The 15,312-nt window shown below is 71.5% G+C and carries 12 protein-coding genes; 7 read left to right on the top strand and 5 right to left on the bottom strand.

Going from position 1 to position 15,312, the window contains the following annotated elements; translation table 11 throughout:
* Positions 1-96: 96 nt before the first annotated feature.
* On the bottom strand, positions 97-780 hold the full coding sequence (locus tag AVL59_RS26260) for a ScbR family autoregulator-binding transcription factor (protein ID WP_067308918.1): 684 nt from the start codon (positions 778-780) through the stop codon (positions 97-99).
* Positions 781-1,323: 543 nt separating this feature from the next.
* Between AVL59_RS26260 and AVL59_RS26265 the strand changes: the two genes are divergently transcribed.
* Positions 1,324-3,120: an acyl-CoA dehydrogenase family protein gene (locus tag AVL59_RS26265; RefSeq protein ID WP_237281675.1), complete on the top strand. Its 1,797-nt coding sequence runs from the start codon at positions 1,324-1,326 to the stop codon at positions 3,118-3,120.
* A gap of 74 nt (positions 3,121-3,194) precedes the next feature.
* Here AVL59_RS26265 and AVL59_RS26270 read toward each other — a convergent pair whose 3' ends face one another.
* The gene (locus tag AVL59_RS26270; RefSeq protein ID WP_067308921.1) at positions 3,195-3,803 is read right to left on the bottom strand and encodes a TetR/AcrR family transcriptional regulator; all 609 of its coding nucleotides are present in this window, start codon (positions 3,801-3,803) and stop codon (positions 3,195-3,197) included.
* Positions 3,804-3,893: 90 nt separating this feature from the next.
* Between AVL59_RS26270 and AVL59_RS26275 the strand changes: the two genes are divergently transcribed.
* Positions 3,894-4,715, top strand: a complete 822-nt coding sequence (locus tag AVL59_RS26275) for an SDR family oxidoreductase (RefSeq protein ID WP_067308922.1) — start codon at positions 3,894-3,896, stop codon at positions 4,713-4,715.
* A gap of 62 nt (positions 4,716-4,777) precedes the next feature.
* Here AVL59_RS26275 and AVL59_RS26280 read toward each other — a convergent pair whose 3' ends face one another.
* Entirely contained in the window at positions 4,778-7,240 is a 2,463-nt protein-coding gene (locus AVL59_RS26280; protein ID WP_067317782.1) for a SpoIIE family protein phosphatase, read from the bottom strand.
* A gap of 199 nt (positions 7,241-7,439) precedes the next feature.
* Here AVL59_RS26280 and AVL59_RS26285 point away from each other — a divergent pair, with 199 nt between their 5' ends.
* From AVL59_RS26285 to AVL59_RS26300, 4 genes are all read left to right on the top strand, one after another.
* On the top strand, positions 7,440-9,503 hold the full coding sequence (locus tag AVL59_RS26285) for a SpoIIE family protein phosphatase (protein WP_067308925.1): 2,064 nt from the start codon (positions 7,440-7,442) through the stop codon (positions 9,501-9,503).
* A 93-nt stretch (positions 9,504-9,596) separates the two neighbouring features.
* Complete coding sequence (locus AVL59_RS26290; protein ID WP_067308928.1) at positions 9,597-11,075, top strand: glutamate-cysteine ligase family protein; 1,479 nt, start codon at positions 9,597-9,599, stop codon at positions 11,073-11,075.
* A gap of 93 nt (positions 11,076-11,168) precedes the next feature.
* Entirely contained in the window at positions 11,169-11,849 is a 681-nt protein-coding gene (locus AVL59_RS26295) for a DUF6215 domain-containing protein (protein ID WP_067308931.1), read from the top strand.
* 71 nt (positions 11,850-11,920) lie between these two features.
* Complete coding sequence (locus AVL59_RS26300; RefSeq protein ID WP_067308933.1) at positions 11,921-12,529, top strand: flavin reductase family protein; 609 nt, start codon at positions 11,921-11,923, stop codon at positions 12,527-12,529.
* Between the two features lie 28 nt (positions 12,530-12,557).
* Here AVL59_RS26300 and AVL59_RS26305 read toward each other — a convergent pair whose 3' ends face one another.
* Together AVL59_RS26305 and AVL59_RS26310 are read right to left on the bottom strand one after the other, a co-directional pair.
* Positions 12,558-13,337, bottom strand: a complete 780-nt coding sequence (locus AVL59_RS26305; RefSeq protein WP_067308936.1) for a cache domain-containing protein — start codon at positions 13,335-13,337, stop codon at positions 12,558-12,560.
* 39 nt (positions 13,338-13,376) lie between these two features.
* Positions 13,377-14,138 (bottom strand): FadR/GntR family transcriptional regulator, encoded by a 762-nt coding sequence (locus AVL59_RS26310; RefSeq protein WP_067317784.1) that lies wholly within the window; start codon positions 14,136-14,138, stop codon positions 13,377-13,379.
* A 110-nt stretch (positions 14,139-14,248) separates the two neighbouring features.
* Between AVL59_RS26310 and AVL59_RS26315 the strand changes: the two genes are divergently transcribed.
* Complete coding sequence (locus AVL59_RS26315) at positions 14,249-15,280, top strand: ABC transporter ATP-binding protein (RefSeq protein WP_067308939.1); 1,032 nt, start codon at positions 14,249-14,251, stop codon at positions 15,278-15,280.
* Positions 15,281-15,312 lie beyond the last annotated feature (32 nt).

A 15,312-nucleotide genomic window follows, 5' to 3' on the forward strand; every position in this document is an offset into this window, starting at 1 on the left:
TGCATCACGTTGTTGAGTCGCGACGTGCCCATGGCAGCGATGTCCGCTCCCCGCACCCGGGATGCCCGCGTCCGTGACCCTCGGAGGCTTCCCGCTTCAGCCGGCCGCCGGAGCCTCCTCCGGTTCCCGACTCAGCTCCAGGGCCTCTTCGTAGACCCGTCTCCCGCGGTCCAGCGACATGTCCAGGCGTACCAGCACCGCGGGGACCGCGATGCTGGTCATCAGGTGCCGGTAGAGATCGACCACTCGCTCCATCAGGTCCGTGTGGTTGTTCATGATCTTGGACAGCACCTGGGCCCCGGTGAACGCGGCGACGAACGCCTTCGCCGCCGCCTCCACGTCGACCTGGGGCAGCAACTCCCCGTTCGCCTTCGCCCGTTCGAGCAGGTGGGCGTTGTAGTCGACCCAGGAGGCCATCGGTACCCGCCGGTCCAGCCCGTCGTGCGGTGAACCCTGGTCCACGGTCAGACGGATGCTGCCGCGCACCATGGGGTCACCCGTGCCGAGCAGATGCGCGAGGAGGAACCCGGCGTCGAGTCCTTCCTGGAGCACCAGTTCCCTGGGCGGCGAGTCCGGCACGGACTTCAGCTGGTCGGTCAGCACCGCCTGGGCGAGCTGTTCCTTGGAGGCGAAGTGGAAGTAGAGGGCACCCTTGGTGACGTTCGCCCGCTGGAGGATCTCCGAGATGGTCGCCGCCTCGTAGCCGACGTCGGCGAAAACGTCGGCGGCTGCCACCAGGATGGTGCGCCTTGTCCTGATCGCTCGTTCCTGCAAGGCCACGGCACATCCTCCGCACTGGCTTCACGGGCCGGTCGGCGACAAAAAGAAACCGACAGGTACGTATCCTGCCACCCCGCAAGATGGCCTTTCAAGCATGCACGTGTCCCCCTCCTCACCTTGCACGCGGTATCCCCGGGCTGTCGCTGTCCGCCAGAATAAAACCTGTCAGCCGGTATCTCAACGTCAGAGCAGTACTTGCGCATACGGGAAAGCCCCGCCCGCCGGCGGAGAAGTCGAATCTCGTCTCTCACTTCACGGCCGGGCGGGATCGGCATGTCGTCCCAGTTCAGCCGCCGTTGGCAGAAACTTGGCTTGATAAGCAAACCGGGAGGTCCGTATCTTCTTGGTCTGCACATCCCAACCCTTCCGGATCTGCGACTACTGGAGAGGGTCATGACCCTTCTGACACCTCAGGTACATATCCCCTCTTTGCCGGAGATCGAGCACTATGACACGCATCAGATGGTTCATACCGGAAGGAGCCGGGCAGACGTCGCGGAATTCAGGGCCGACGAACCGCTACCCGGCACACTCACCGGCGAGTTGACCCGGCTCCTCTTCGACGGCGAGGACCGGGACCACGTCCACACGAGGTGGCGCGGCCTCATCGCGCGGGAGACGTTCCGCCACCGCCCCGGGCTGGACTCCGCCGAACGCGCCGCACTCTCCTACGAGTGGCTGCGCATGGTGAACGACACCGTCCAAGGGGCCGAACAACTGGCGGACGACCCGGGACTGCTGGCAGGGCTGCACGAGTGGGCGGCGATCGTGGACGGCGGCGGGGGCCTGTGCACGGTGGCGAGCATCCACTACAACCTCTTCCTCGGCAGCCTGCTCGACCACGAAGGCGCCGAGAGCCGGGATCTGTCCGACTTCACGACCCTGCGGCGCACCGGCACGTTCCTGTGCACCGAACTGGAGCACGGCAACGACGCCTGGGCCCTGGAGACCACCGCCGAACTGGACCCGGTCACCGGCGGGTTCATACTCAACACCCCGCACGCGGGTGCCCAGAAGTTCATGCCCAACACCAGCATGACCGGCGGGCCCAAGAGCGCCGTGGTGGCCGCCCGGCTCCTCGTCGACGGCCGGGACGAGGGCGTCTTCCTGTTCCTGACACCGCTGAGCGACGAGCGGGGCCTGCTGCCGGGGGTACGGGTCCGACGGCTGCCGCTGCGCACCGGCGCCCCGGTGGACCACTGCCTGACCGCGTTCGAGCATGTGCTGCTGCCGCGCGACGCCCTGCTGGAGTCGGCGCACGGCCGCCTCGGCGCCGACGGCCGGCTCCGCAGCAGCCTCGGCAACCGGCGCAAGCGGTTCCTGCAGTCCATCGGCCGGGTCACCATGGGCAAGCTGTGCATGAGCGCCGCCGCCGTGGGCGCGACCCGGGCCGCACTCGCCATAGCCGTCCGCTACGGCGACCAGCGGCAGGTCAGCGGTCCGCGGGCGGGCGAGCGCATCCCGGTCAACGCGCACCGCTCGCACCACGGCAGACTCCTGAAGGGCCTCGCCACGGCCTATGCCATGACCTTCCTGCACCGCTCGATGCTCGCCCGGTGGACCGAGCAGCACACCGGCCTGGACGCCGGGCAACGGGCGGAGACCGAGCGGCTGATCGCCGTCGCCAAGAGCTGGATCACCTGGCAGGCACGGGACATCACCATCGAGTGCCGGGAACGCTGCGGCGCGCAGGGCCTGTTCGCCGTCAACGGCCTGTCGGAGTTCCCGCAGTACGTCGAGGGCACCATCACCGCCGAGGGCGACAACCTGGTGATCTGGGTGAAGGCCGCCGCCGAGATGCTCTTCGAGCACCAGCCGCCCCGGACGGCCCCCGGCTCCCCGGGCGGCACGGCCCGGTTGACGGATCCCCGGCATGTGCGCGAGCTGCTGGCCGGGGCCGAGGTCATATGGCAGGACCGGGCGCGCGCGGCGCTGCGCCGGGGTCCGTCCGGTGATCCGGTGGAACGGTGGAACGGCGCCTCCTCCGCCGCCCTGGAGATGGTGTCGGTGCACGCCCGGCTGCGGGCGGCGGACGCCTTCCTGGACGCGGCCTACCGGGCGAAGGACCCCGGGGCCCGCGCGCTTCTGGAGAAGCTCTGCCTGCTGTTCCTGCTGGACCAGATCGGCGAGCACACCGGCGACCTGCTGGCCGACGGCCACCTGTCCGGCGAGCAGGTACGCGCCCTGCCCGAGCTCCTGGACGACCTGCTGCGCGAACTCGCCCCGCGGATGACGGAGCTGGTCGAGGCCTTCGACCTGCCCGCCGCCTACCTCGACGGGATCCCGCTGGCCAACTCCGGCCGGATCTCGCTCGCGGACTACTCCACCGCGGCCGAGTAGCCGGACGGCTCCGGGTACGCGCGCCGGGCGCAGCCGGAGCCGGTCTGCGCCGGCACACCGGGGACGAGGCCGGGTCAGGGCCTCGCGAGGCCGTCGATCCAGGACTGGAGGCGGCTGCCCTGATCGGCCATCAGGCCGGGGTCGCGCAGGGTGTTGGTGAGGACCGACATGCCCTGGTAGGCGGCGACCAGTTCGACGGCGAGGGCGCGGGCGTCGGGCCGGCCCAGCTCGGTGAACTGCCGCTCGACCCAGTCGAGCAGGGCTCGCATGACCTTGGCCGCGGCCAGGTCCAGGCCGTCGTCGCGCTTGTCGAGTTCGGTGGCCAGCGTGCCGAAGGGGCAGCCGAAGCGAGCCGCGGTCTCACGCTGCTCCACCCAGCCGGCGATCAGTGTCTTCAGCCGGTCCGCCGGGTCGGGGAGTGTGTCCAGGCGGGCGGTGAGCGTGGTGAGCCGGTCGCAGTGGGCGTCCACCGCGGCCTCGACCAGATGGTCCTTGGTCTTGAAGTAGTAGTAGACGTTCCCGAGCGGGACATCGCCGGCCCGGGCGATGTCCGCGAGGGTGGTCTTCTCCACGCCCTGCTCATGAAAGACCTGGACAGCGGCCTCGACCAGGCGTTCACGCTTGCCGCCCCGGCGGGAGCGGGCGTCGGCTCCGGGCTTCGCGCCGGATTCTGAGTCAGTCATCTGACTAAGCATAGACATGGACAAGACCCGGGCGGGCCGTCTAACGTAGCGACTTAGTTAGTCAACTAACTCAGTCGAGGAGCAGACATCATGATCGTGGTAACGGGTGGCACGGGGAACGTCGGTCGGTCGCTGGTCGCGAAGCTGGCGCGGGAGGGCGAGACGGTGACCGCCGTGGCCCGGCACATCACGCCCGAGGACGTCCCCTCGGGCGTGCGGGCCGTCGCCGCCGACCTCGCCCGGCCGGCCGGTCTCGCGCCCGCGCTGGAGGGGGCCACGGCGCTGTTCCTGCTGGTGGCCGGAGACGATCCGGAGGGCATCCTGAAGCAGGCCGCCGCGGCCGGCGTGACGAAGGTGGTCCTGCTGTCCTCGCAGGGCGCGGGCACCCGACCGCACGAGTACGCGCACGCCGCCGGCTTCGAGGCGGCCCTGGCCGCGTCGGGAGCGGCCTTCACCGTGCTGCGCTCGGGCGGCATGGCCTCCAACGCGTTCGCCTGGGCCGAATCCGTCCGGCTGCACCGCCGGGCGGCCGCGCCCTTCGCCGACGTGGCCCTGCCGTTCGTCGACCCGGACGACGTCGCCGCGGTCGCCGCCGCCGTACTGCGCCAGGACGGACACGACGGCGTCACCTACACGTTGACCGGTCCGGCGGCCACCACGCCCCGGCAGCGCGCCGCCGCCCTCGCACACGCGCTGGCCGAGCCGGTGACCTTCGTGGAACAGAGCCGTGAGAAGGCTCGTGCGCAGCTGGCGCGGTTCATGCCGAGTGCGGTGGTGGAGGCGACCCTCTCCATCCTCGGCGAGCCGACCGCCGAGGAGCAGTCCGTCAGCGCGGACGTGGAGCGGATCCTGGGTCGCCCCGCGGCCCCCTTCGCGGCCTGGGCCGTCCGCAACGCCCCGGCATTCCGCTGACGCCGGGCCGACCGGTTCAGGGCTCGGTCACGCGTCCGAAGACGACCGCTCTCCCGGCGGCGTCACGGGATGTCCTGCTCCGCCCAGATGATCTTTCCTTCCGACGTGTGGCGGGCACCCCAGTGGTGGCAGAGCTGGGCCACCAGGAACAGGCCCCGGCCGCCCTCGTCCGTGCTGCGGGCGTGCCTCAGGCGCGGGGCGGTGCTGCTGGCGTCGGCGACCTCGCAGGTCAGACGGGCGTCGCGGAGCAGCCGTAGCCGGATGGGCGGTTCGGCGTAGCGGATGGCGTTGGTGATCAGTTCGCTGACGATGAGTTCCGTCGTCATGGCCAGTTCCCCAAGGCCCCAGTCCGTCACCTGGCGGGTGGCCTCGGCCCTGGCGTGGGCGACGGCGGCCGGGTCCGCGGGCACGTGCCACGACGCGACCTGGTCGGCCGGCAGGGCGTGGGTGCGCGCGAGCAACAGGGCGACGTCGTCGGGCTGCGGCGCCCGCGTCAGCTGCCGCACGGCGGAGGTGCACAGGGTGCCGAGGTCGGTCGCGGTCCGGGCCAGCTCCGTGCCGAGCCGGGCCATGGCCGACTCGACGTCGGGGTCGATCCCCTCGAGCAGACCGTCGGTGTAGAGCCCGATGAGGCTGTTCTCGGCCAGCTCGATCTCGGTGACCTCGAAGGACATGCCGCCCAGCCCGAGCGGGGGTCCGGCCGGGATCTCGGGGAAGTAGGCGTGCCCGTCCGGGGCGACGACGACGGGCGGCGGGTGCCCGGCCCGGGCCATCGTGCACCGCCGGGTGACCGGGTCGTAGACGGCGTAGAGGCAGGTCGCGCCGATGAAGGTCGCCGTGCTGGCGGCGGCCGGGTCGCGATCGGCCTCCTCGTCGCTCAGCCGCAGCACCAGGTCGTCGAGGTGGGCGAGCAGGTCGTCGGGCGGCAGCTCCAGGTCGGCGAGGGTCTGCACCGCCGTGCGCAGCCGGCCCATGCTCGCCGCCGCGGAGATGCCGTGGCCCACCACGTCCCCGATGACGAGGGCCACGCGGGCGCCGGACAGCGGGATCACGTCGAACCAGTCGCCGCCGACCCCGCCGACCGCATCCGCCGGCAGATAGGAGGAGGCCACCTCCAGCGCCGTTCCGCCGGTCAGGGCGTGCGGCAGCAGGCTGCGCTGGAGGGTGACCGCCGCGGTGTGTTCCCGGGTGTAGCGGCGGGCGTTGTCGACGCACACCGCGGCTCGTGCCACCAGCTCGTGGGCGAGCAGGACGTCGTCGGGTCCGAACGGGACCGGGTTGAGCGAGCGCGCGAACGTCGTCAGCCCCAGCGCCGTCTTCCGCGCCCGCATGGGCACGGAGATGAGCGAGTGGAGACCGAACTCACGGATGCGGGCCGCCCGTACGGGCTGTTCGGCCACCCAGACGGCGTCGGACGGGTCGAGGACGGGGATGAGGACCGGATCGCCGCTGACGAGCAGGTTCGCATCGCTGGCCGGGGGCAGGAAGTCCACCTCGTCGCCGATCTGTGCCACCGCCTCGGGACAGCCCTCGCGCGCGGACTTCATGCCCGCGCGGCGCATCGCCGGCCGCGCCGGTGCCGGTCCCGCATCGCTCAGCCATGCTCCGTGCCCCTCGGTGCTGAGCACATGCTCCAGGAGGTCGACGACGACGAAGTCCGCGAAGCGGGGGACGGCGAAGTCGGCCAGTTCCTGAGCCGTCCGCATCACGTCGAGGGTGCTGCCGACGCTGCTGCCGGCTTCGTTGACCAGCGACAGGAGCTGGCGGGCGGTCCACCGCTCGGTGACGTCCTGAACCATGTAGCAGACCCCGGTGACGGTGTCGGCGCCGTCCACCAGGGGGAAGAAGGAGGTGGAGTAGGCGTGCTGACGGCGTGGATCGGCCCAGCTCCAGCCGACGTACTCGTAGTCGGTCACCGGCTCCCCCGACGCCAGCACCTTGCGCATCAGCCCCTCGATGGTCTCCGCCTGCAGGCCGGGCAGCAGCTCGCTCAGCCGGCGCCCCAGCCGCTGGTCCCGGGGCACTCCGCCGAACCGTTCCAGCGTGTCGTTCATCCAGACATAGCGCAGTTCCAGATCCATCACGGCCATGCCGATCGGCGCGCGGGACAGGAAGCCGTCCAGGACGGACCGGCCCACGGTCCACTGGGGGCGCTCTTCCCGCGCCGAGAGCAGAAAGCACTCCTTCTCACCGATGCGGAAGGACGCCGAGACCCGCAGATCCATGTCGGTGCGGCGGCCGTCGCGGTGCTGCACGGGTACGAGCCCGTTCCATCCCATGCCGGTGCGGCACCGCTCCGCGATGCCCGCGACGCGTGCCGGATCCCCGGGGACGGCCAGCAGACGCGCGGCGGAGCGGCCGACGACCTCCGAGGCGGGGTAGCCGAGCAGCGCCTCGGCGGCCCGTGTCCAGCCGACGACGACGCCGGCCGCCGAGAGCACCGCCGTGGCATCGGTGGACGCGTCGAAGAGATCATCCGTCCCCGTGGATGTGGAGGCGTCGAAACCGTTTCGCCCAGATTCCATCCGTTCCATCCTCTGTCTCCACCATGTTCCTGCTTGTTCGCCGGACGCGCATGGGCCGGGCGACGCGGTGCGATCGGGACGGGCCCCAGGGGTTGGGCCAGGCGGAGTGCCGGGGGCAGCATGGAGATACCGCTCGTCAGCGCTCCGGCTCGGCCGTACCCGCACGGCCGGCCGACCGGCCGGTGGAGGTGGATCTGGGATGGCAGTGGATTCCTTCCGCGTCGACGACGCACACGGCCCCGGGCGAGCCCGGCCGACCGGCCTGCTGGACATGCTCAGCGTGGCCGCCGTGGCGCTGGACACCCGTGGGCGCATCGTCTTCTGGACCCCGCAGGCCGAGGAGCTGTTCGGCTACACGGCGGACGACATCCTCGGCAAGTACGCGGCGCGGCTGCTCATCCGTCCCGAGCACCTGCAGGCCGTGGTGAGCCTGTTCACCGAGGTGCTGGAGACCGGCCGGGGCTGGGCCGGCGCCTTCCCCGTCCGGCACAAGGACGGCAGCAGCCGCCTGACGGAGTTCCGCACCATGCGGCTGCTGGACGATCTGGGCGACGTCTACGCGCTGGGCATCGCGGCCGACCACACCCTGCTGCAGCGCGTCGAGACCGACCTCGCCCTGTGCGAGCGGCTGATCAACCAGTCCCCCATCGGTCTGGCCCTCATGGACCCCGATCTGCGGTACCTGCTGGTCAATCCTGCGCTTGAGCGGATCGACGGCATTCCCGCCGAAGAGCACATCGGCCGTCCTCTGCGGGAGACACTGCCCTTCTTCGACGTGGGCACCGTGGAGTCCGCGCTGCGTCAGGTGCTCGCCACCGGCACTCCCCTCCTGGATCAGTACCACGTGGGCCGTCCCCCGGCCGACCCCGACCGCGAGCACGCCTGGTCGCTGTCCTTCTACCGTCTGGAGGACCCCGGCGGGCGGGTCCTGGGCGCGGCCGCCTCCGTCGTCGACGTCACCGAGCGGCACCGCGCGGCCGCCGAGGCCGACCGGGCCCGGCGCCGTCTGGCGCTCGTCGCCGATGCCTCCACCCGCGTCGGCACCACGCTGGAGGTGGAGCAGACCGCGCACGAACTGGCCGACCTCTGCACGCCCGTGCTCGCCGACGTGGTCGCGGTGGACGTCCTGGACTCCGCGCTGGCCTGCCGGCGCGTGCGTCGGCCGGGCAACGGCCCGGAGCTGTTCCGTGCCCTCGCGCTCAAGGCGGCCCATCCGACGGTGGCGCTGCGCGCCGCGGACCCGCCCGGTGACCTCGCGGCCTACGAGGGCGACCGTCTGGTCACCCTGTGCGTCCACACCGGCCGGCCGGTCCTCGTCCGCCATGTCGGTGACCAGGATCTGCCGCGTATCGCACGCAACGCCGAGGCCGGCGCGCTCCTGGCCCGGGCCGGTGTCCACTCCTATCTGGCCGTGCCGCTGATCGCCCACGGCGAGGTGCTCGGCGCCCTCGACCTCAAACGCACCTGCAACCCGGTGCCCTTCGACGAGGACGACGTGGTGCTGGCCGGCGAGCTGGCCTGCCGCGCCGCCATGGCCATCGACAACGCGCGCTGGTTCCAGAGCGTGCGCAACACCGCCCTCACCCTCCAGCGCAGCCTGCTGCCCGACCACTCGCCGCACCACACGGGCCTGGAACTCGCCTCCCGCTATCAGCCCGCACAGGCCACCAGCGAGGTCGGCGGCGACTGGTACGACGTCATCCCGCTCTCCGACGACAAGACCGCCCTGGTGGTGGGCGACGTGATGGGCAACGGCATCGACGCTGCCGCCACCATGGGCCGGCTGCGGACCGCCACCTGCGCCTACGCGGACCTGGACCTCGCCCCCGGGGCGGTGCTCCAGCATCTCGACAAGATCACGTGCGATCTGGAGCACTACATCGTCACCTGCCTGTACGCGGTCTACGACCCCCGCACGAGACAGTGCACCATCGCGAACGCCGGACACATGCCGCCCGCTCTCGCGCGGCCCGGCCGGCCCCCCTCGTTCCTCGAACTGCCCACCGCGGCGCCGCTCGGTGTCGGCGGCATCCCGTTCGAGACGACCACGACCACCTTGCACACCGGCGACCTGCTGGTCTTCTACACCGACGGTCTCGTGGAGACCCGGCAGCACCCCATCGACGACCGTCTGAACGTCCTGCTCGGGTTCCTTGACGAGCCCCACCGGCCGCTCGAGGAGACCTGCGACCTGCTGCTGCACGGCTTGCGTCACCCCGACGACCACGACGACGTGGCCCTGCTCGTCGCCCGCTCCCTGTAGCCCGCGGGCCCCCGCCCATCCGCATGGTGAGGGTCGCCGGTCGGTGCGACGCTGGGTGGAGAGGTGTCCGAGGAGCGGAATCCAGGAGGGCCGATGGGACGGGACGTCCCGGCGCTCGTCTTCACCCGCGAGGACCGCCGCCGGTACCGGATCAAGATGCAGGAGTGCCTCGACGCATTCGCACAGATGCTGCGCGATGCCCGGTTCGAGGCCGAACGGCCTCAAGTGGGGCTGGAGATCGAGCTGAACCTGGTCGACGACCGGGGCGAGCCGGCGATGCGCAACACCGAGGTGCTGGAGGCGATCGCGGACCCCGCCTGGTCCACCGAGCTGGGCCGGTTCAACCTGGAGATCAACGTTCCGCCGCGCGGGCTGACGGCGGGGGGTCCGGACGCCTGGGAGTCCGAGATCCGCTCAGCGCTCAACCACGCGGAGAAACGGGCGGGATCGGTGGGCGCGCGCCTGGTCATGGTCGGCATCCTGCCCACACTGCGCCAGGAGGACATCGGCGAGGCGTCCCTGTCGGAGAACCCGCGCTACCGGCTGATCAACGACCAGATCTTCGCGGCCCGGGGCGAGGATCTGCGCATCGAGGTGGACGGTGTCGACCGGCTGCGGACCTACGCGGACACCATCACGCCGGAGGCCGCCTGCACCAGCACCCAGTTCCATCTCCAGGTGTCCCCGGAGTCGTTCCCCGACTACTGGAACGCGGCGCAGGCCATCGCCGGTATCCAGGTCGGGCTGTCGGCCAACTCGCCGTTCCTGTTCGGCAGGGAGCTGTGGCACGAGACCCGTGTCCCGCTGTTCGAGCAGGCGACGGACACCCGCCCGGAGGAGATCAAGATCCAGGGGGTGCGGCCACGGGTGTGGTTCGGCGAGCGGTGGATCAACAGCGTCTTCGACCTCTTCGAGGAGAACCTGCTCTACTTCCCGGCCCTGCTGCCGCTGTGCGACGAACAGGACCCGGCGGAGACGCTGGACCGCGGCGACATCCCCGAACTCTCCGAACTCACCCTGCACAACGGCACCATCTACCGCTGGAACCGGCCGGTCTACGCCGTCTCCCACGACCGCCCGCACGTCCGGGTGGAGAACCGGGTGCTGCCCGCCGGCCCGACCGTCGCCGACACCCTCGCCAACGGCGCCTTCTACTACGGGCTCACCCGCGCCCTGGTCGAGGAGGACCGCCCGGTGTGGTCGCGGATGTCGTTCGCGGCGGCCGAGGAGAACCTCCACACGGCGGCCCGGCACGGCATCGAGGCGCTGCTGTACTGGCCCGGCATGGGCGAGGTGCCGGTGCCCGAACTGGTGCTGCGGCGGCTGCTGCCGCTCGCGCACCGAGGCCTGGCGCTCTCCGGCATGGACACGGCCTGGCGGGAGCCGCTGCTCGGCATCATCGAGCAGCGCTGTGTCACCGCGCGCAACGGCGCCGTGTGGCAGAAGGAGATGCTCCACCGCATCGACGCAACCACCCATGTCGGCCGTCACGAGGCGCTGCGGCGGATGACGCAGCTGTACATCGACTTCATGCACCTCAACGCCCCGGTCCACACCTGGCCCGTCGACTGACGCGGCCCGCCCGCGAATCGCGGATGCCGCAGGAGACGATCACCGGTTAGGCTCCTCCAGCGCTTGTCGGGGGAACGACTGAGGTGGGGGAACATGGCTGACGATTCCGCGTCCGGGAAGGACCACAGACCGGGGGTCCAGGCGCTCGCGGCGGTGCTGGTCTTCGCGGGGTTGCTGGGAGTCCTGTGGGCGCAGAAGGAATTCCAGGGCTCCTCGGACCGGGGACCGGCCTCCTGCTCCGACGACGATCACGAAGCCGCCCGCGGTCATGTGTCCGCGGCCCGGTTGTGCACGGCGCTGAACCGGTCGGATCTGCCCGCGCTTCTCGGGACACCGCGGGAACAGGCCGAGACGGCCTACGGGTCGGAGAGTTCGTTCAAGGACGCCGACGGCACCGAGACCCCCTCGCCCGAGGCGGAGGTCTCGTTGAAGACGTACTCCGTGAAGCTGTACGCGTCGGACGACGATCTGCGGGTCGGCGAGATGTCCGGGCTCCTCGGCAGGTCCGCGGAGTCGAAGACGGTCCTCGGCCACCCCGCCGTGCTCTACTCGGACCACACCGTCGCCCTCGACTTCGGCCTCGGCGGCGGCAAGGTCGGCTCGAGCACCGGTGGCATCGCCCGTCATCTGCTGGTCGCCCGGGACGCCGAGGACGGGGGCGGTTCGTTCGAGGTCGCTCTCTGGCGCCAGGACGACGTACCGCCCGACGACACGGCGCTGCTCCGTGTGGCCGAGCGGGTCCTGCCGACGGTCCCCGGCTGGACCGGCGGCTGAGCGGCCTGCCGCAGGCGCCTGTTCGCGGGAGCACGTGGACGGTCCGAGGCGCTGCCGCACAGCGTGCGGCCATGCGTGTCGACTACTCCCCGGCATCCGTGGACCCGGGTTTCTTCTACCATCTGCTCACCGCCGTGGTCGTGCCCCGGCCGATCGCCTGGGTCTCGACCCTGTCCCCGGACGGCAGGACGGCCAATCTGGCGCCGCACTCGTTCTTCACCGTCTCCAGCGCCCGTCCGCCCGTCGTCCAGTTCACCTCGGTGGGCCGCAAGGACTCGCTGCGCAACGTGGAGGACACGGGCGAGTTCGTCGTCAACTTCGCTCCCGAGCCGCTGCTCGCGCAGATCAACGCGACCGCGACCGACTTCCCCCGCCACGAAGGCGAGTTCGACGCGGTGGGCATCGAGCGCGAGCCGTCGCTGCGGTTGAAGCCCCCGCGCGTGGCCGCGTCTCCGGTCGCGCTGGAGTGCACGCTGCACTCGACACTGCGGCTCGGCGACTCGACGGTGGTGTTCGGTCAGGTGGTCCACGCGGCGGTGAGGGAGGACGTGCTGGTGGACGGCCGGCCGGACATCACGCTCCTGCGCCCCCTGGCCCGGCTGGGCGGGAACGAGTGGAGCACGATCGGGAAGGTGCGCAAGGCGGCGCGCATCCCGTACCGGGAGCCGGCGGCCGGCTGAGGGCGGGTGCTTCCGCTCCCGCCACCGCTCATGTGCCGGCGAGCACGAGGACGAGCGGAATCCCGTGGCACGGCACCAGCCGCAGGTCTCCGTACGCCGCCGGCCGGGCTTCGGCGAGCAGTTCGCCGAAGTCGGGGCCCTTGGTGAGGGATCCGGCGAGGTGGGCGGGGTCGGCGGAGGCGGCGACCCGGCCGCGGGCGTTCACCAGGCGGGCGGGGCGGGGAAGGCGCCGGAGCAAGGGGAGTACGGCCGCTTCGAAGTGCCGCAGGTACACGTCGGCGGCGGCGACGCCGGCGAAGCGCCCCTCGCTCTCGACCGGCGCGGACAGGGTGAGGCTGTATTCGTCGGAGCAGAGGTAGTCCACGTACGGCCCCGCCACGGCTCGGTGTCCGGTGTCCCTGGGCAGGGCGAACCAGTCCCAGTGCGTGTAGTCCGAGTACGCCGAGCGGCTGGGGTCGAGGTCGAGCAGCAGGGGTCGTACCTCGCCGTCGGGGCCCGACTGCCACCATTCCAGCCAGGCGGGTACGTCGGCCAGCAGGCCGGGGGCCGCGACGAAACCGACGCCGGAGACCAGTTCCTGACGGGCCAGCCGCTGGTGCAAGCCGGGGCGGAGGGCGGCGAGGTCCGCGCTCACGGGCCCGCGCCCCTGTGCGGCCACCCGGGCGAGCAGGGCCGCGGTGTCGGCGCGAGTGGCGGCGACGGCCTCGAAGACCGTCTCCAGCGTGCCGCCCACCTGCGAGGCCACCCACTCGGCGTCCGTGTCGAGCGTCGCGGCCGGCGAAGCGGCCTGCACGGGACTCCAGCCCATGGTGTCCTCCAGCGGGGACGGGAACCGGACGCGGCGCGTTCAGAGGGTGAGGCGTACGGCGACGAGCCGCGCCGTCGACTCCCTGACGCACCGCTCGGCCAGCGTGCCGGCCGATTCGTGGGCCCCATCTTGCACGGCCGAGATCACGGAGCGGTGACGCTCCGCCACTTCTTCACGATATTCATCGCTCCCGAGGACGAGGCACAGCAGCGCGCCCACGTCGCTCTGCAGGGCGACCTGCTCGCGGGTGAGCCGGGCGGACTGGGCGGCCGCCGCGAGTTCGACGTGGAAACGGCCGTACAGGCGACTGCGTGCCGCCGTCCCCTCGGCCTGCGCCAACTGGTCTGCCGTACGGCACAGTTGATGCAGGTCGGCGGGTTCCGTGCGCTGCGCCGCGAGGCGGGCGGCGGCGCCGGACAGGGCGGCCCAGTGGTCGCCCAGGTCGCGCAGCTCCTCGGTGCTCCAGCCGCGCAGCCGCACCCTGAGCCGGTCGTCGGCGGGGACCTCGGGCAGCGAGACGAAGCTGCCGCCGCCACGACCCCTGCGGGTGGTGACCAGACCTTGCTGGCGGAGGGCCATGAGCGCCTCGCGCAGGGTCACCGTGGAGACGCCGAGCTGTCCGGCCAGCTCGCTCTCGCCGGGGAGCTGCTCGCCGTCGGCGAGGAGGCCCAGCTCTATGGCGTCGCCGATGCGACGGACGACGGTGTCCACCCGGGCCCGGTTGTCCACCGGACTGAAGACGGCTCTGCGGGCGCCGCTTCCCGTCTCCCGGGCGCCGCCGTCGATCTCGTGCTGCCTCACGGCCACCACCTTGTGCGTTGACTCAAGCTTTACCCTGAGGGCGTCTTGAGCTTAGAACTATGACTTCATATGTTTGCGCCCAACGTAGAGCGCGCCAGAAAGGTTCCCGCATGGAGGAAATTGCGATCCGCCTGCAGGACCTGCGGAAGTCGTTCGGGGAGACGACCGCGGTGGCCGGAGTGGACCTGGAGATCCGGGACGGGGAGTTCTTCTCGATGCTCGGGCCGTCCGGCTCCGGCAAGACCACGGTCCTGCGGCTCATCGCCGGGTTCGAGACCCCCGGCCGCGGCCGGATCGAACTCGCCGGGCAGGAGGTCACCGGCCTCGCCCCGTTCGAGCGGGACGTGCACACCGTCTTCCAGGACTACGCCCTGTTCCCGCACATGACCGTCGAGCAGAACGTCGCCTACGGGCTCAAGGTCCGCAAGGTGCCCAAGGCCGAACGCCTGGTCCGTGCCCGCAAGGCGCTCGCCGAGGTCCGTCTGGAGGGCTACGGCCAGCGCCGCCCCGCCCAGCTCTCCGGCGGGCAGCGCCAGCGCGTCGCCCTCGCCCGGGCCCTCGTGGGCCGCCCCCGGGTGCTGCTGCTCGACGAGCCGCTCGGCGCCCTCGACCTGAAGCTGCGCGAGCGGATGCAGGTCGAACTCAAGGCACTCCAGCGGGAGGTGGGCATCACCTTCGTCTTCGTCACCCACGACCAGGAGGAGGCACTGACGATGAGCGACCGCATCGCCGTCTTCGACCAGGGCCGCATCGCCCAGGTCGGCACCCCCGCCGAGATCTACGAACGCCCGGCGACCGCCTTCGTGGCCTCCTTCGTCGGCACCTCGAACCTGGTCGAGGGCGAGGCGGCCCAGCGGATGGTCGGCGCCCCGGGCACGTACACCATCCGTCCGGAGAAGATCCGTGTGCTGGAGGAGTCCGCCGAGTCGGACGCTCCGGAGCACGCCACGGCCACCGGCACCGTCGCCGAGGTCGTCTACCTGGGCGAGGCCACCCGCTTCCTCGTCGACCTGGACGGCGGCGGCCGGCTCACCGCCCTCCAGCAGAACCTGGACACCTCCTCCGCGGACGTCGCCGCCTACCGCGGCGCCCGGGTCCGCCTCCGGTGGCACCGCAGACACGCCGTCCGCATCCCCTCCTGAGTCCCCGCTCTCCCCAAACCCCGCTCCGCGCA

The sequence above is a fragment of the Streptomyces griseochromogenes genome (genome assembly GCF_001542625.1).
In the GTDB taxonomy this organism is placed as follows: Bacteria; Actinomycetota; Actinomycetes; order Streptomycetales; family Streptomycetaceae; genus Streptomyces; species Streptomyces griseochromogenes.